The organism is Lactococcus sp., assembly GCF_036648155.1.
Classification (GTDB): Bacteria; Bacillota; Bacilli; order Lactobacillales; family Streptococcaceae; genus Lactococcus; species Lactococcus cremoris.
This window is the reverse complement of record NZ_JAVXIY010000001.1, coordinates 347,859-363,791: the sequence shown is the minus strand read 5'-3', so window position 1 is coordinate 363,791 and position 15,933 is coordinate 347,859. Positions and strand designations below refer to the sequence as shown.

Sequence of the window (15,933 nt, the reverse complement as noted above, 5' to 3'; positions counted from 1 at the left end):
GAAGGCACCTTATACTTAGCCGTGAATATCGACGTTTTTTCACGTAAGATTGTAGGCTGGTCAATGTCTTCACGGATGCAAGATAAACTGGTGAGGGATTGCTTCTTACAAGCTTGTGGGAAAGAACATCCTCAGCCTGGCTTGATTGTCCATACTGATCAAGGGAGTCAATATACAAGCTCTCGTTATCAATCTACTCTTCGTCAAGTCGGTGCTCAATCTAGCATGAGTCGTAAAGGAAATCCCTATGACAATGCAATGATGGAGTCTTTTTATAAGACGCTAAAGAGAGAGCTTATTAATGATGCTCATTTTGAGACAAGAGCTGAGGCTACTCAAGAAATATTTAAATACATTGAGACCTATTACAATACAAAAAGGATGCATTCAGGTCTTGATTACAAGTCGCCAAAAGACTTTGAAAAATATAATTCTTAAATTCTCTTAACTCCGTGTCTAGTTTTTCGTTGACTTTCCATTTCTACTTGGATAAAAAGTCTAACTTTTGGGGTGCACATCAAAAAGCGGTTTTTTTATTTCTGTCAGTAAATTTATATCTTCAAAATTACTGACAGGCTCTTGTTTTCTTATTCAAATTCAAAACTTTTATCAGCAATATATATTTGATTTTTAGGAATACCAACGGTTTTTATCTTTTTATTCTTACTAATAAAGATTGCTCCAAAAACTTCTGGATGCTCTGTCAGCCAATTTTCAATTGGTCCGTCAGCAAAAAACAATCTACTCGTTTCAATCTCTCCATCAATGGATTTTCTCGATAAGACCGTGACACTTGCAAGTGAATTGGGGTGAGGATAACCTGTTTCTGGGTCAATAATATGATGATAACTTTTATTATTGACTTTTAAATAACGTTCAGCAATTCCTGAGGTTACTACTGAACTTTCCTCAGTCAAAATCTGTAAAATAGGTTCTTTGCGACTACTTAGTGGATTTTTAACTCCAACGCGCCATTTTTTATTTGTCTGATGGGGTGCTTTACCCATTAATAGAAGATTTCCGCCTAGATTAATGATGCCTGACGAGACGCCATAAGCCCTCCAAAAATCCTTGATCCGATCAGCAATATAACCTTTTGCTATTGCCCCTAGATCAATTTCCATTCCTTTTTTAGGAAGAAATATTGAAAATTCTTCATCCTTTAAAACAATCTCATCAGGATTGATAAGTTTTAATTTTTCAGAGATTTCTGCTTGGCTTGGTACTTTAGCATCTGAAAAACCAATGTGCCAAAGTTTAACTAAAGGCCCAATTGCTGCATTAAATCCGAAATGTTCTTTACTTTTTTCTAAGGCAATTTTTGTCAGTTGATAGACAGGTTCAGTAACTTGTACACTTTCTATTCCTGCCATCTGATTAACAGTCATTAGTTCGGATTTTTCTCGATTTACAGTGAAAATAGCTTCATAATATTTGATTAATTGATAACTTTGGTCTAAAATTCCTTCGTCTTGGCAACCATAGATTGTTAAATCAATAACTGTTCCTAATGCTCGATAAGATTTTGTAATTTTGTTTGCCGCTTTTTTTTCTAAAGATTTCATTCGTTTTCAAAAGTCCCTTTTGAGTCCATAATATCATCGGGCCACAAATCTTCCTCAAGAAATTGAGTATAGGCTGAGATTTCAGGCTCATTCACTTCTTCATTTTCGGTAGCTCCCGTATCTGCATCTGAAAGGAGAGGAAAACCAAGACTCGTGTCTTCAATCCACCAATCTTCATCATCAGCAGCAGCTTGTTTTTCCTCTTTAGCTTTCGATTTTTTTTCAACTTCTTTTTCATCTTGAATCTCCAAGCGCATCGGTTTTATTGTCTTACTATAAAGCATAAAATTACTAAAACAATGCTCTAACCAACTAATCGTATGCTCATCAATCAGATTATCCTGATGATCAAAAGCTTCGGTGGCACGCCCCAAGAGAAATTGATTTGAAGGTAAAACAAAAGCATCAAGGCCTGGTGAGCTTAAGATTTGGCGAAGATTTTCTTGAGCAAAAACGGTTCCCATATTTCCTAACGAGGCCCCAACAATCATGACTGGTCTATTGTTCAATGGCTGATTTTTCCCCCAAGAGAGCCATTCAACTAAGGATTTCAAAGCAGCAGTGATGGCATGGTCATATTCAGGAGTGGAAAAAATTACCCCGTCGGCATCTTTTATCGCCAGAGCAATTTTCTTTACTGATTCAGGAAATTCTTTTGTATCCTCAGAAAATAGTGGAACATCTGTAATTTCCACTACATCTATTTGTGCTTGATTTTTGAAATGTTTTTTCATATACCAAAGCAGTTTTCGATTATATGAAAAACTAGCATTGGTCCCTACAATGGCGATAAATTTCATCACATTTCCTCTTTCAATTGGTAAATATTATGTAAGTGTATTCTATATATTTTATTCTTTATTAATAGTAGCCTTTGTACTATATTGATGTCTATTTCGACTTACTGCTCTTTATATTATAAATAAAAAATCACAACTCTATAAGAATTGTGATTCAGATATTATTTTTCTCGACTTAAATCGACTTCTTCAAGTGGAATAATTTTTGTATTATACTTCCATTTATAACCAAAATAAAGAACAATGAAAATCGGAATAGCCGCATATAAAGCTAATCCTTCGCCCCAATGCTCGCTAAAGAGCATGGCTGGGTCAAGATTAATTGCGATGGCTGCAGTCATCAAGAGCGCCACAATTGGTCCAAATGGGAACCATTTTGCTTTGTAAGGAAGATCTTCCAATTTTTTTCCTTGAGCAATATAAGCTCTTCTAAAACGAATGTGGCTGACAGAAATTCCAAGCCAAGCAAGAAATCCTGTCAGTGAAGACAAATCAACCAAGAAAAGATAGATTTGCGTTCCAAATATTCCCGTTAAGAAAGCAATGAAACAAATGATTGTCGTTGCTAGAAGCGCATAAAAAGGAATTCCATTTTTAGCCGTGCGGCCAAAGAATTTTGGTGCTCCCTTTTCTTGACCTAAAGAATAAAGAATCCGAGTTGAAGCGTACATCACTGAATTTGCTGACGAAATGACAGAAGTGAGAATGACCGCATTCATCACTGATGCTGCTACAGCAAATCCAATATTTTTAAAGACTATGGTAAATGGACTCATGACAGCTGTTGAGCTTGGGTTCAACAAACGAGGGTCTTTGAAATTAATAATAGCTGCTATGACAATAATTGAAAAGATGTAAAAGAGTAAGATTCGCCAGAAAATAGAATTCATTGCTTTAGGAATCGTTTTACCTGGGTCTTCAGATTCTCCTGCAGTAATTCCTAACATTTCAGTTCCTTGGAAAGAGAATCCTGCAATGAGTAAAACGCCAACAAAACCTGAAATTCCACCAACAAAGCCATGATTTCCTGCTGTCAAATTGGCAACAACATCAACATTTCCTTGTCCCAAGACTCCAAAAATTGTTAGTAGGCCAATGGCTAAGAAGAGAACAATCGTAATCACTTTAATCGTTGATAGCCAATACTCAGTTTCCCCAAAAGCACCAACTGCCATAACATTAATGATAAAAATTAGAACTGTCGCAATTCCTGAAAAAATCCAGGAAGGAAGGTGTGGGAACCAAAACTGAGTAATCAATCCAGCCGTCGTTAAATCCACGGCAATCGTAATGGCTCCATTTAGCCAGTAGTTCCAACCTAGTGCAAATCCAAAGGCAGGGTCAACATAACGCCCACCATAGTCAGAAAATGAACCAGAGGTAGGCAGATAAGTCGCCATCTCTCCCAGTGAAGTCATTACAAAATAAACCATGATTCCAATAAAACAATAAGCAAGGACTGCTCCCCAAGGACCCGCTTGACTAATTGTTGCTCCTGAGGTTAAAAACAAACCTGTTCCAATGGTTCCCCCTAAAGCAATCATAGTAATGTGGCGCTGTTTAAGGTTGCGCTTGACCTGATTTTGATTTTCCATAATCTTTACTTTCTAATCTCTTGTTTTTTTTACAAACCAGAGCACGAGCAAATAAAAAGACCAGTTGTCTTTACAACCGGTCTCTTGAGAATCACCGGCATAGATACTTGAGCGTACTCTAAAGCTGTATCTATACCTACTGTATGACACAACTCTTATCTATGCAAATGATGATGGCGCAATGAGAAGTTATTCATTTCGTGATTCTCCTTTCGTGATTTTTCTATATTCTATACCTTTTTTTTTGAAATTGCAAGAATTAATTTAATAAAAATTTATAATTACTCGTTTTTATGATAAAATATTCCTATGAATACGAATAAAAAAAATAACACCATTCTTTTTGCAATCTTTGGGATTGTCCTAATTGTTGTCGTTGGGCTCTTAGTTTTCTTTGCAAATCGCCCAAAAACAACTGATAGTACAGCAAGTAGCACAAGCACTTCTTCAAGTCAAAAAGTTGATTATCCAACAAATTATAAATTGCATGATGCAGTAAAAAATTCTACAACTGCTCTCAATGATTTAACTTTACCCCAACTTTCAACAACTGTTGCTGAAGACGAAGCTGAAGTTCAAATCAAAACAAGTGCTGGAAATATCAACATTAAACTTTTCCCTAAATTAGCTCCAAATGCCGTTCAAAATTTCCTTGTTCTTGCCAAAAATGATTACTACAAAAACAATGAGTTCTTCCGTGTCATTAAAGATTTCATGATTCAATCTGGTGACCCTTCAAACAAAGGAACTGGAACAGCTTCAATCTTCGGTGGAAAATCATTTGATACTGAAATTTCTAACCAACTTTACAACATCCGTGGTGCTCTTGCCCTGGCAAATACAGGGCAAGCAAGCTCTAGCAGTTCACAATTTTTCATTGTTCAAAACCCTCAGGATATGACTAGTCAAATCCAAGATAAGAGCAAATATCCTCAAAAAATTATTGATGCTTATAAAAAGGGAGGATATCCTAGTTTAGATGGAAGTTATACTGTCTTTGGCCAAGTCATTTCAGGAATGGATGTCGTAGATAAAATTGCTAAAGCTGATGTAAAAACAAATTCTTCTGGGGAATCCTCAGCACCGATTGACCCTGTAAAAATTAAATCTGTTAAAATCCTTAAAGACTGGAAATTTTAATCAATAAAAAGTTACTGACAGCTTTTCTGTCAGTAACTTTTTTTATTTCAATAAGTTTTTCATATCATCTGGCATGTCTAATTCCACATGAACCATTTCGTCAGTAAATGGATTTAAAAATTGTAAATGATGACAATGAAGGGCTTGACGTGAAATCAAATCATGATTTCCACCGTATAAATCATCCCCAACTAAAGGATAGCCAAGATGAGAAAAATGGACACGAATTTGATGCGTTCGACCTGTATGTAAAATAATATCAAGAAGCGCTAAATCATTTTTTCGCTCAGTCACAACATAAGACGTCAGTGCATTTTTTGATTGCTCATCAAAACGCACTTGCCGCTCTATAATCGAATCATCACGGCGTCCAATCGGTAAATCAATTTGACCAGAATCTGGCAAATCTCCATCATTAATAATGGCGTAATATCGTTTTTCTAAAGTCTCTCGAAACTTATGCTGAACCATTAACGCATGAGCATAGCGATGCTTGGCTAGAAACATAATTCCACTCGTATCACGATCTAATCTAGTAATAATATGCACGGTTTGATTAGGATAATTTTTTCTAGAAATATATCCTTTGACAGCATTGGACATTGCACCTGTCGGATGAAGAGACCCTGTGATTGAAGCCTTTCCCGCTGGCTTTTCAACAACCAGATAGTGGTCATCTTCAAACAAAACATTAAGTGGAACATCGTCAGGAATTAATTTTTCGTTATCTGGTTCATCAGGTACCGTAATCGTAACTAAATCACCTTTTTCCAGACGGTAAATAGCAGTTTTTTCAATACCATTCACCATAATTTTTCCACCATCAAATTTAACTTTTGTCAGTAATCTCCTAGAAATACCATGACGGCCTAGCATTGATTTGACCATGCTTCCTTCAATCTCGTTTCTAAAAGCAAACTGCATTATTCAACCTCCCCGATGAAGGATTTACTGACCCGTTCCCAAAATGGTGTATGGGCGCAATTAGCAAAAGAAATCGTTGTTCCATCTAAAGAAAACTCAATTGACTTAATATTTTTATATTCAAAAGTTAATTGGTCAAAAGTTAAACTATAATCATCTTCTGGCGCAGGACAAACCGTAATTGTATCTTTTTCAGCCACAATCATTGGTGAACCTAAAGTCCGATAAACAACATTATTCAAACTCGCAATTTCAGCAATTTGCATGGCCTTCACACGTGGATGGACTACTGCCCCCCCAATTGATTTATTATAAGCCGTTGAACCAGTTGGAGTAGAAATAGATAAACCATCTCCACGAAAACGTTCAAAAAGATAATCAGAAATTCTGACATCACCCACCATTGTTTTACTTGCACGCCGAATGGTTGCTTCATTAAGCACATGACGAACAATTTGATAGCCATCAGTAAAACTAACTTGAACACGAATGAGTGGGTAGTGAATGGCTTGAGCTGGATTTTCGTCATAAAGTGCTTCAACGACTTCAAATAAATCTTCATCAGTAAAATCTGTATAAAAGCCCAAATGGCCCGTATGAACACCTAAAAAACGTACACGGTCTAGTTGATACTCGTACATATGCATGGCCCGTAGAAGCGTTCCATCGCCTCCAACTGAAATCACAATTTCAGGATTAATATCATCAAAAACAAAATGTTCAGCTTTCAAAATCTTGCTCAATTTATTGAGTGTTTTTTTAGACTTCTCACTTGAATTTCCAATTAGCCAGACTTTTTTACCAAAGTTCATTTTCTTCACCATTTTCTTTTTTAAAGTCTTGTTTTTGCTGAGGGCTATCAAAAAGTAACTGTGCTTCTTGAATATCTTCCCGAATTTCGCCCATTTCAGAATCAAGCTGTGCAGCTTCACGCGCCGCATTTGTCAATCTAGCTTTGACATCCTCAGGAATTAATCCTCCATATTTATAATTAAGAGAGTGTTCAATCGTTGCCCAAAAGTTCATGGCCAAAGTTCTAATCTGAATCTCAGCATTAACAATTTGGAAGCCATCAATCGTATCAATCGGATATTCAATAATGACATGATAAGAACGATAACCTGAGGCTTTTTGATTATTAATATAATCCCGTTCTTCAATTATTTTAAAATCTTTACGTTTACGTAAAAGCTCTAGCACATCCCAGACATCATCAACGAACTGAACCATTACCCGAACGCCGGCAATATCTTCCATTTCAGATAAATTTTCTCGGGTATAACCACGGAGTTTGGCTTTATTTCTGATTGATTCTCGACGCTTCACGCGCCCTGTAACAAACTCAATTGGAGAATACAAGCCTTTCTTGAGATATTGTTTACGAACACCACGAAATTTTATTTTTAATTCTCCGACAGTTTGGACGTAGGGGTCCAGAAATTCTTCCCAATTAAACATTTTTTCACCTTGTAAAAGCAATCGCCCTCACATACTCCTTTCTGAGTATTTAAATATTAAAACGTTTTCTGACTTCTTTTTTAATAGAATCACATCTAATATTTTAACATAAGTTTCTATTATTCACATTATTGTTACTTAAATGGATTGAGCTTTTTACAAAAAAGAAGCAAACTTTTTGCTTCTTTTAGTCATTAATAATATTTTTTATTTTTATCTTTTGTGAAAAATATCTCTGTAGTTCAATTACAATAATAATTGAAACAATAATCAATAAGGTCCAAGAAGAAATTTTTCCTAAGTCAACGAATTTCCAAGCTTTCAGCTGGTAAGAATAGGTCCAAGCGCTGAAATAAGAGCCAATATTTTCTGCGAAATAAATGAAAAGACCAATTAAAAAGAAGCTTAAAATAGCTGGCATTTGATAACGCTTTGTCCTTAAGACAAAAGTAAATTTTGTTTTCCAGAAAATAATCAAAATAAAGAGATAAAATAAATTTCTAAAGTCAAAACCAAAGGTTCCGCTAAAAAAATTCAAATAAATGATTGAAGATATCCCAATTGAAATAAACCATTTCGGCCAATGAATGACTTCCAAATCAAATTCTTTTATCGCCCGAACAATATAAGAACCAATTGCTGAATACATAAAGGCACTATAGAGAGGAACATCCATAATTTTGAATATACCAGCATCTGGATAAGACCAACTTCCATGTCTGACTTTAAAAATTTCTAAAATCATTCCTAAAATATGAAAAACCATTATCGGGATTAAATCATACACACGCTCATATTTACTGACCAACAAAATAACTTGAATGACCAAAACACAAATCAATAACGTATCATAACGAGCAAGATGTGGAATCTTTATAAAGGTGGTCACAATTAATGACAGAATAATCGTAATTCCAAAAATTGCTGACCGAAATTGTTTTAAACCGAAATCCCAGAAATCTTTCAAGCGGTACTTCTCATTTACTTTTCTCATAAAAACAATTCTATCATATTTTCATTTTTTAGCTAAGCTCCTTAAATTTTGGGGATTTTTCCCTTTATTTATCTGCTTTGAGAGGGATTTGACTGTCATTATAAGCGGGGCAGAACTTTACTTATAGTCAGCCTTTTGATATACTTTTAATTAATATATCGTTTAAACCTATTGAAAGGAAAGATGTTTTCTTTTGAAAATAATCTTAAAAATTAATTAATGAGTACGAACTTGGAGATTGAGTATAAGTCGCTATTGTCGCTGGCTGAGTATGACCAGCTCAAAAAACTCTTTACTCACGTAACCCCTGTTAGACAAACTAACCACTACTTAGATTCAAAAGATTTTAAGTTGCGCAAGAAAAAATTAGCTTTGCGAATTAGAACTTTTGATAAGTCCGCCGAAATGACCTTAAAGGTTCCACAAGAAGTTGGAAATATCGAGTATAACATTGATCTCAGCCTTGAAGAAGCTCAACAACTTCTTGGTGAACGAAATATTGTTTGTGGGGCTACTGATTTAAGTGAAATATGTGAATTATTGACGGCACGCGATATCAATCTTGAGGAAATTACCTTGATTGGAAGTTTAACAACCATTCGTTATGAGCAACACCTTCCGATTGGTCTTGCTGCTTTAGATAAAAATGATTACTTAGGTCATACCGATTATGAACTTGAACTTGAAGTTGATGACAGTAAACAAGGTAAAAAAGACTTCTTCGATTTCTTAGATAAAAATCGTGTTGAATATCGATTTTCAAAATCAAAAGTAGTTCGATTCTTAGACTGTTTAAGACATTTACGAAAATAATTTTTAAATATTTACTGACAGCATTCTGTCAGTATTTTTTTATAAAAAAAATGTCTGATTCTATCAGGCAGTTTTTTCAATTTGTTCTAAATATTGTTGTAAGAGTACATGAGGACAATTTTCCACTCTCAAACATTCTTTGTCAGTTAAAATTAAACTGGCTGGTGAAGTTTGGAAATTGTTTTTTCGAAAGTCTTTTAAAATTAAAGCAAGATGTTTTTTGGCAAAAGAGCGATATTCCAGAAAGTTGAGGGTAGAAACCCCAATTTCTTGTAAAATTTGCTGACGAATTTGAGCTGTATAGTCCAAGATAGTTGTTTCTTCCAAAAAATCTTGAAGTAAAAGGAGAAACAAACGGCCCTGTTTACGTCCATATAAATTAACAGTTAGATAATCAAGCGATACTTTTTGCAAGCGGTCATAGCAAGCATTTAGTGAGCTAATCGTTTTAGGCAAATCTTCCTCATCACGTAATTGCTTAGCAGCAGGTAACGTAACAATTGGATATAAATGCCAATCATTATGATCAAATTCTTCCAAATGGTCTAAAATGGGAGTGAAGTAATAATGAGTCTCCAACATAGTTTTTTTCCTTGGCTCTGGTCTATTTTTCATATTTTTAGAAAAAGAAATATAAAGCAATTTATAGAATACATCAATTTCACAGATTTCTTTGACTTCTATATGAAGTCCTACAACTCTACCAAGACTCCTCTCTTTTTTTACTATCTTATCAAAAAATGCCTGCCCACTCAAACAATATACAAGTTTATTTTAAAGTGAGCACAAACTTCCCTAGTTACCTATCAGTGTTCAAGTTCTTCTTTCACTTCAAGATTTGTCTGAATAAAAGCTTCCGAAAAGTTTTGGTCGAGTTCTTTAATATGACCCACACGTACTTTTTTGACAAATCTCAACTCTTTTAATTTATTTAATAAATCGGCAACTTCATCATTATTCACATAAAGTAAGCTATAGTGCGATTTCTGACTACTATAAACAATATCCCCAAAACGACTAAGTTGTCTAGTTCCTTTATAAGAGTAACAATAAACATAAACCGCCACACGCTCTCTTATATAAAGGGGGCGAATTTCTTTTTTTTCAATGTTTTCCATGATGTCGTCCATGCTGCCCTCCTTTCAATGGTAAATTTTCATCAACATAAATCTGTTCAGAAATACTCTTTGTAATTTTTTTAGTCAAATCTGTTAAAATTTGCTGAACGTCATTTTCTGCCAAACGTAAGGCATAAACTTTCTCATTCGTATTAATTTCATGCTGTAACGTTTTTAATTCTGGACGAAAAGAAATGTAGTCAGAATTATCATTTAAAACTTTCAATTGGTTTTGCAAAGTTTCATCTGCCATAAAATCAGCTTTTGCTTTTTGATAAAGCTTGATTTCAGGAAATTCCAAGAAACTATCCATAATTTTTTCTAACAAATCATCTATTTCCACTAGATTTTCATCGATAATTAACATAAATTTATTATATCATAAATATGAAATGATACACTTTACTGTTATCTTTAGCAAAATAGAATATGACTCTTGATACAATTTTATTAATTTGGTATAATAATTAACACATTATCGGAATTATCTGATAATTTAAGGAGGAAAAACTTTTGGAAGATATTCAAAAGAATCATGAAGCCCAAAGGGGCTTACAAAACCGGCATATTCAACTCATTGCAATTGCCGGCACAATTGGTACTGGACTTTTTCTCGGTGCCGGAAAAACAATTCAAATGACTGGACCAAGTGTCATTTTTGCTTATATTTTAATTGGGATTGCTATGTTCTTTTTCCTTAGAACTATCGGGGAAATGCTCTATAATGACCCTAGTCAGCATTCATTTTTAAATTTTGTTACCAAATATTCAGGAATCAGAACAGGTTACTTCACTCAGTGGTCTTATTGGTTAGTTATTGTTTTTGTCTGTATCTCTGAATTGACGGCCATTGGAACTTATATTCAATTTTGGCTTCCTCATCTTCCTTTATGGTTGATTGAAATTGTGATGCTCGCGCTTCTTTTTGGTCTCAATACCTTAAATTCTCGTTTTTTTGGTGAAACTGAATTTTGGTTTGCTATGATTAAAGTGGCAGCAATTCTTGGAATGATTGTAACTGCCATCATTCTCGTAGCAAGTAATTTCCACTACACCACAGTCTTAAGTGGTAAAACGGTTAATGATACGGCTTCACTAAATAATATTTTTGACGGTTTTCAACTTTTCCCACATGGTGCTTGGAATTTTGTCGGAGCCCTACAAATGGTAATGTTTGCTTTCACTTCGATGGAATTTATCGGAATGACCGCCGCAGAAACAGTTAACCCTAAAAAGAGTCTACCAAAAGCTATTAATCAAATTCCTGTCCGTATCTTGCTTTTCTACGTCGGAGCACTTCTGGCAATTATGGCAATTTTTAATTGGCACTATATTCCAGCAGACAAATCACCATTCGTTATTGTTTTCCAACTCATTGGAATCAAATGGGCTGCAGCTCTCATTAACTTCGTGGTATTAACTTCTGCTGCTTCGGCTCTCAATAGCTCTCTCTTCTCAGCAACACGCAATATGTACTCTCTTGCCAAACAGCATGACAAGGGAAGATTGACCGCTTTTACAAAACTTTCTAAAGTAGGCATCCCGATTAATGCCCTTTATATGGCAACCGCTCTTTCTCTTTTAGCCCCTGTCCTAACTTTAATTCCTCAAATAAAAAATGCTTTTAACTTTGCTGCCTCTTGTACGACCAATTTATTTTTGGTAGTTTATTTTATTACTTTGTATACCTACTGGCAATATCGTAAGTCTGATGATTATAATCCTAATGGCTTTTTGACTCCTAAACCCGCGATTGCTGTACCATTTATTGCGATTATCTTTGCCATCGTTTTTGCTTCCTTGTTCTTCAATGCCGATACTTTTTATCCTGCTTTAGGAGCGATTGTTTGGACTCTTATCTTTGGGCTTTACTCCCATTTCAAAAAAATCTAATTCAGGTTCACTCCTTTATAAAATAGAGCAGTCTCTGAAAATCTTAATGAAAAAGCGTATAATATTATATTATGAATACAAATCAAAATGATGAAAACATAGAAAAACAGCCTTCTCAACGTGGTTTAAAAAATAGGCATATTCAACTGATTGCGATTGCGGGAACAATCGGTACCGGACTTTTCCTTGGAGCCGGAAAATCAATTCATCTTACTGGTCCTTCGATTATTTTTGTTTATTTGATTATCGGAGCTCTGATGTACATCCTATTAAGAGCAATTGGAGAGATGCTTTATCAAGATCCTAGTCAGCATTCCTTTTTGAACTTTGTCTCACGATATATGGGAGCCAAACCTGGATACTTTATTCAGTGGTCTTATTTGCTAGTCGTTGTTTTTGTCGCGATGGCCGAACTAATTGCCATCGGAACTTATATTAATTTTTGGTTGCCAGATTTACCGATTTGGATGACTGAGGTTTTTGTTTTAGTTCTTTTAACACTATTAAATACTTTAAATCCTAAATTCTTCGGTGAAACAGAATTTTGGTTTGGAATGATTAAAATTGTTGCCATCATTGGTTTGATATTAACTGCAATTATTTTAATTTTTAGCCACTATCATACGGGAACTGACACAGTTAGTTTAACGAACATCACTAAAGGCTTTGAGTTCTTCCCTAACGGCGTCTCTAGTTTCTTTGAAAGCTTTCAAATGGTAATGTTTGCCTTTGTTTCTATGGAATTCATAGGGATGACTGCGGCTGAAACGGACAATCCAAGGCCTACCTTGAAAAAAGCTATTAATCAAATTCCAATTAGAATTGTACTCTTTTATATTGGGGCTCTTCTTGCCATTATGAGTATTTATCAATGGCGAGATATTCCTGCTGATAAATCTCCATTTGTCACCATTTTCCAATTAATTGGTATCAAATGGGCTGCCGCTTTGGTTAATTTCGTTGTTTTGACCTCTGCTGCTTCTGCTTTGAACTCTGCTCTCTTTTCAATCACACGAAATCTCTACTCATTATCGAAACTTAATGACGATAAACTTCTTAAACCATTTACCAAATTTTCAAAAGCAGGTGTTCCCATAAATGCACTACTTTTTACTTCATTATTAGTTTTATTTACTCCATTTATTTCAATGATTCCGGCAATCTCTAATTCCTTTGTCTTTATTACCAGTGTCGCAACCAATCTTTTTCTAGTCGTCTATCTGATGACTTTAATCACTTATCTAAAATACCGCAAATCAAAAGATTTTGATCCAAGTGGCTTTACTTTACCAGCGGCTCATATCTTTATTCCATTAGCTATTGCTGGATTTGTATTAATCTTTATTTCACTTTTCTGCTTTAAAGATACAATTATTCCAGCCATTGGTTCTGTGATTTGGGTTCTTATCTTTGGATTATTTACCTTCTTTAGAAAAATAAAAACAGCTGATTAATTCAGCTGTTTTTTTTTAATCTTCAAGTTCAAGTTCGATTTCTTCTGTTTCTACTGCTTTTTCTTCTTTTTTACCTTTTGCTTTAGTTTTTGAAGCTGTAGTTTCTTCTTCAGTTTCTGCTACTTCTGAATCACCAAGAAGTCCATGAGCTGCCCGAACTTTGTGGTCTATTTCATCAAAAACATCTTGATGCTCTTTGAGGTAGTTTTTAGCTTTTTCTGCCCCTTGACCAATCTTCTCATCATTATAAGCAAACCAAGCACCAGATTTCTTAATAATGCCTTCTTCAACAGCAATATTTAAAAGCTCACCTGTACTTGAAATTCCTTCACCAAACATGATATCAACAAGCGCAACCTTAAATGGTGGTGCAACTTTATTTTTAACGACTTTAATTTTGGTGATTTTACCAATTTGAGTTTTGTTATCTCCAGAACCTTCTTCAATTTTTGTTGAACCACGTACGTCAAGACGAACTGAGGCGTAAAATTTCAAGGCACGACCACCAGGAGTTGTTTCTGGTGAACCAAACATCACTCCAACTTTTTCACGCAATTGGTTGATGAAAATCGCTGTTGTTTTTGTTTTGTTGATATGTCCTGCAAGTTTACGCATGGCTTGTGACATCATACGTGCTTGAAGACCAACTGAACTGTCTCCGATTTCGCCATCAATTTCGGCCTTTGGTACCAAGGCTGCAACTGAGTCAATAACGACCAAGTCAACCGCTCCAGAAGTAATCAATTTTTCAGCAATTTGAAGTCCTTGTTCACCATAGTCAGGTTGTGAGAGCAAAAGTTCATCAATATTTACACCGAGTGCTTTTGCATATTCTGGGTCAAGAGCATTTTCAGCATCGATAAAGGCTGCAATTCCACCTTCTTTTTGAACCGCTGCAACGGCATGAAGAGCGACTGTTGTTTTACCAGAAGATTCTGGTCCGTAGATTTCAACGATACGACCTTTAGGGTAACCACCTGCACCAAGTGCAATATCAAGCGCAAGAGAACCTGAACTTACTACTGACACTTTTTGGCTGGCTGCTTCGCCAAGACGCATGAGTGAACCTTTCCCAAAGTCTTTTTCAATCAGAGCAAGAGCATCAGCCAATGCTTTATCACGCTCAGCGCCATATTTTTTGGTAATATCATCAAAATTTGTTTTTTTCTTTGTTGCCAAATTTTATCTCCGTTATTCTTTATTTATGGTTTAATTATAGCATTTTTCAGGATTTTTTATAAGCCCCTATATTATATCTATACGTTTTTTTATGAACTTTGTCACTGACTTTTTTAGCTAATTTACCTTGTCTGTCAGTAAATATTCTTCACTTATTTTTGCTGACAAACTGGGCAAAAATGAGTGCCTCGACCAGCAACTTTTATTTTTTGAATTTCTGCACCACAACGGGAACATTTTTCACCCGTTTTTCCATAAACTTGCAACTCATTTTGCATTTTACCGGTTGATCCTAAGGCACTATAAGTTCTAATACTTGAACCACCAAGCTTAATCGCTTTTTGCAAAATTTCAATAATTGAGTCGTGCAAAAGGTGGATGGAACTTTCTGTCAGCTGATTAGCCTCTTTTTCTGGATGAATTTTTGCTAACCAGAGCACTTCATCAACATAAATATTGCCAAGCCCAGCAACAAGGGTTTGTTCAAGTAAATAAGGTTTTATTTTCTTTGTTGATTTTCTTAATTTCTCTCGAAAAAGCTTTTCATCAAAATCTTCATAGGTCGGTTCTGGTCCAATTTTTTTCTTCAGAAAATAGGGAAGCACTTGGTCAGTAGAAATCAATTCCCAAGTTCCAAATTTCCTTACATCGGCATAGATTAACTGCCCATCAGCAAATTTCATTGTCAAATGGTCATGCTTTTCTCTTGGTGCATCAAGTGTTGCTAAGCGATATTTTCCTTCCATTCGTAAATGAGAAATCAAGCGAAAGTCATCTCCAATTTCAAAAATTAAATATTTTCCTCGCCGCGAGATGCCCTGAATGGTTTTTCCTGTCAATTCTTTTTTCAATTGCTCAAAACCGGTTAAGACCATTCTTGGATAAGTGGCTTCTATAGATATAATTTTTTGTCCAACAATTCTTTTTTCAAGTTCTCTTCTAACAGTTTCAACTTCTGGTAATTCTGGCATTTTTTCCCTCTTATCACAAAATCTACTGA

The 15,933-nt window shown here is 35.1% G+C and carries 17 protein-coding genes; 5 read left to right on the top strand and 12 right to left on the bottom strand.

Going from position 1 to position 15,933, the window contains the following annotated elements; all coding sequences use genetic code 11:
• A partial coding sequence (locus tag RSC39_RS01850) for an IS3 family transposase (RefSeq protein ID WP_332534655.1) occupies positions 1–438 on the top strand: 438 nt, incomplete at its 5' end.
• Positions 439–587: 149 nt separating this feature from the next.
• On the opposite strand, the gene RSC39_RS01845 is transcribed toward RSC39_RS01850, so the two are convergent.
• The 3 genes from RSC39_RS01845 to RSC39_RS01835 all read right to left on the bottom strand — a co-directional run bounded on the left by RSC39_RS01845 (position 588) and on the right by RSC39_RS01835 (position 3,960).
• A complete protein-coding gene (locus tag RSC39_RS01845; RefSeq protein ID WP_332534653.1) occupies positions 588–1,565 on the bottom strand; it encodes an FAD:protein FMN transferase in 978 nt (325 codons plus the stop codon).
• The gene (locus RSC39_RS01840) at positions 1,562–2,365 is read right to left on the bottom strand and encodes an NADPH-dependent FMN reductase (protein WP_332534651.1); all 804 of its coding nucleotides are present in this window, start codon (positions 2,363–2,365) and stop codon (positions 1,562–1,564) included. Before RSC39_RS01840 ends, RSC39_RS01845 begins: the two co-directional genes overlap by 4 nt.
• Before the next feature lie 161 nt (positions 2,366–2,526).
• Positions 2,527–3,960 (bottom strand): amino acid permease, encoded by a 1,434-nt coding sequence (locus RSC39_RS01835; RefSeq protein WP_021036713.1) that lies wholly within the window; start codon positions 3,958–3,960, stop codon positions 2,527–2,529.
• A gap of 309 nt (positions 3,961–4,269) precedes the next feature.
• Here RSC39_RS01835 and RSC39_RS01830 point away from each other — a divergent pair, with 309 nt between their 5' ends.
• Positions 4,270–5,100 carry a peptidylprolyl isomerase gene (locus RSC39_RS01830; protein ID WP_332534648.1) on the top strand — a complete coding sequence of 277 codons (831 nt, stop codon included), beginning with the start codon at positions 4,270–4,272 and terminating at the stop codon, positions 5,098–5,100.
• 42 nt (positions 5,101–5,142) lie between these two features.
• Here the strand turns inward: RSC39_RS01830 and RSC39_RS01825 are convergent, their stop codons facing one another.
• The 4 genes from RSC39_RS01825 to RSC39_RS01810 form a co-directional block, all read right to left on the bottom strand.
• Positions 5,143–6,024, bottom strand: a complete 882-nt coding sequence (locus tag RSC39_RS01825; protein ID WP_332534646.1) for an RluA family pseudouridine synthase — start codon at positions 6,022–6,024, stop codon at positions 5,143–5,145.
• A complete protein-coding gene (locus tag RSC39_RS01820; protein ID WP_021036711.1) occupies positions 6,024–6,836 on the bottom strand; it encodes an NAD kinase in 813 nt (270 codons plus the stop codon). Before RSC39_RS01820 ends, RSC39_RS01825 begins: the two co-directional genes overlap by 1 nt.
• The gene (locus RSC39_RS01815) at positions 6,823–7,482 is read right to left on the bottom strand and encodes a GTP pyrophosphokinase family protein (protein ID WP_011834435.1); all 660 of its coding nucleotides are present in this window, start codon (positions 7,480–7,482) and stop codon (positions 6,823–6,825) included. The genes RSC39_RS01820 and RSC39_RS01815 overlap by 14 nt, the downstream gene beginning before the upstream one ends.
• Before the next feature lie 187 nt (positions 7,483–7,669).
• A complete protein-coding gene (locus RSC39_RS01810; RefSeq protein ID WP_011834434.1) occupies positions 7,670–8,476 on the bottom strand; it encodes a DUF817 domain-containing protein in 807 nt (268 codons plus the stop codon).
• Between the two features lie 219 nt (positions 8,477–8,695).
• Between RSC39_RS01810 and RSC39_RS01805 the strand changes: the two genes are divergently transcribed.
• Complete coding sequence (locus tag RSC39_RS01805) at positions 8,696–9,289, top strand: CYTH domain-containing protein (protein WP_011834433.1); 594 nt, start codon at positions 8,696–8,698, stop codon at positions 9,287–9,289.
• Between the two features lie 63 nt (positions 9,290–9,352).
• Here the strand turns inward: RSC39_RS01805 and RSC39_RS01800 are convergent, their stop codons facing one another.
• From RSC39_RS01800 to RSC39_RS01790, 3 genes are read right to left on the bottom strand one after another with little or no spacing between them, the layout of a single operon-like run.
• Entirely contained in the window at positions 9,353–10,045 is a 693-nt protein-coding gene (locus RSC39_RS01800; protein WP_332534642.1) for a dithiol-disulfide isomerase, read from the bottom strand.
• Positions 10,046–10,095: 50 nt separating this feature from the next.
• Positions 10,096–10,407, bottom strand: coding sequence for a DUF2129 domain-containing protein (locus RSC39_RS01795; protein ID WP_011675417.1), 312 nt, complete (start codon positions 10,405–10,407; stop codon positions 10,096–10,098).
• Complete coding sequence (locus RSC39_RS01790; RefSeq protein WP_011675416.1) at positions 10,394–10,774, bottom strand: YlbF family regulator; 381 nt, start codon at positions 10,772–10,774, stop codon at positions 10,394–10,396. The genes RSC39_RS01795 and RSC39_RS01790 overlap by 14 nt, the downstream gene beginning before the upstream one ends.
• Before the next feature lie 146 nt (positions 10,775–10,920).
• Between RSC39_RS01790 and RSC39_RS01785 the strand changes: the two genes are divergently transcribed.
• Positions 10,921–12,300, top strand: coding sequence for an amino acid permease (locus RSC39_RS01785; RefSeq protein ID WP_332534640.1), 1,380 nt, complete (start codon positions 10,921–10,923; stop codon positions 12,298–12,300).
• Between the two features lie 71 nt (positions 12,301–12,371).
• Complete coding sequence (locus RSC39_RS01780; RefSeq protein WP_332534638.1) at positions 12,372–13,754, top strand: amino acid permease; 1,383 nt, start codon at positions 12,372–12,374, stop codon at positions 13,752–13,754.
• Between the two features lie 15 nt (positions 13,755–13,769).
• On the opposite strand, the gene recA is transcribed toward RSC39_RS01780, so the two are convergent.
• Entirely contained in the window at positions 13,770–14,933 is a 1,164-nt protein-coding gene (recA, locus tag RSC39_RS01775; protein WP_332534636.1) for a recombinase RecA, read from the bottom strand.
• A gap of 152 nt (positions 14,934–15,085) precedes the next feature.
• Entirely contained in the window at positions 15,086–15,904 is an 819-nt protein-coding gene (gene mutM / locus RSC39_RS01770) for a DNA-formamidopyrimidine glycosylase (protein ID WP_231721993.1), read from the bottom strand.
• Between the last annotated feature and the right edge of the window lie 29 nt (positions 15,905–15,933).

What these genes read in the sequence shown, in the direction of transcription:
- RSC39_RS01845 (WP_332534653.1), bottom strand. Translation starts at nt 1,565, where the DNA reads ATGAAATCTTTAGAAAAAAAAGCGGCAAACAAAATTACAAAATCTTAT.
- RSC39_RS01790 (WP_011675416.1), bottom strand. Translation starts at nt 10,774, where the DNA reads ATGTTAATTATCGATGAAAATCTAGTGGAAATAGATGATTTGTTAGAA.
- RSC39_RS01820 (WP_021036711.1), bottom strand. Translation starts at nt 6,836, where the DNA reads ATGAACTTTGGTAAAAAAGTCTGGCTAATTGGAAATTCAAGTGAGAAG.
- RSC39_RS01830 (WP_332534648.1), top strand. Translation starts at nt 4,270, where the DNA reads ATGAATACGAATAAAAAAAATAACACCATTCTTTTTGCAATCTTTGGG.
- RSC39_RS01810 (WP_011834434.1), bottom strand. Translation starts at nt 8,476, where the DNA reads ATGAGAAAAGTAAATGAGAAGTACCGCTTGAAAGATTTCTGGGATTTC.
- RSC39_RS01780 (WP_332534638.1), top strand. Translation starts at nt 12,372, where the DNA reads ATGAATACAAATCAAAATGATGAAAACATAGAAAAACAGCCTTCTCAA.
- RSC39_RS01795 (WP_011675417.1), bottom strand. Translation starts at nt 10,407, where the DNA reads ATGGAAAACATTGAAAAAAAAGAAATTCGCCCCCTTTATATAAGAGAG.
- RSC39_RS01835 (WP_021036713.1), bottom strand. Translation starts at nt 3,960, where the DNA reads ATGGAAAATCAAAATCAGGTCAAGCGCAACCTTAAACAGCGCCACATT.
- RSC39_RS01815 (WP_011834435.1), bottom strand. Translation starts at nt 7,482, where the DNA reads ATGTTTAATTGGGAAGAATTTCTGGACCCCTACGTCCAAACTGTCGGA.
- RSC39_RS01825 (WP_332534646.1), bottom strand. Translation starts at nt 6,024, where the DNA reads ATGCAGTTTGCTTTTAGAAACGAGATTGAAGGAAGCATGGTCAAATCA.
- RSC39_RS01840 (WP_332534651.1), bottom strand. Translation starts at nt 2,365, where the DNA reads ATGAAATTTATCGCCATTGTAGGGACCAATGCTAGTTTTTCATATAAT.
- RSC39_RS01805 (WP_011834433.1), top strand. Translation starts at nt 8,696, where the DNA reads ATGAGTACGAACTTGGAGATTGAGTATAAGTCGCTATTGTCGCTGGCT.
- mutM (WP_231721993.1), bottom strand. Translation starts at nt 15,904, where the DNA reads ATGCCAGAATTACCAGAAGTTGAAACTGTTAGAAGAGAACTTGAAAAA.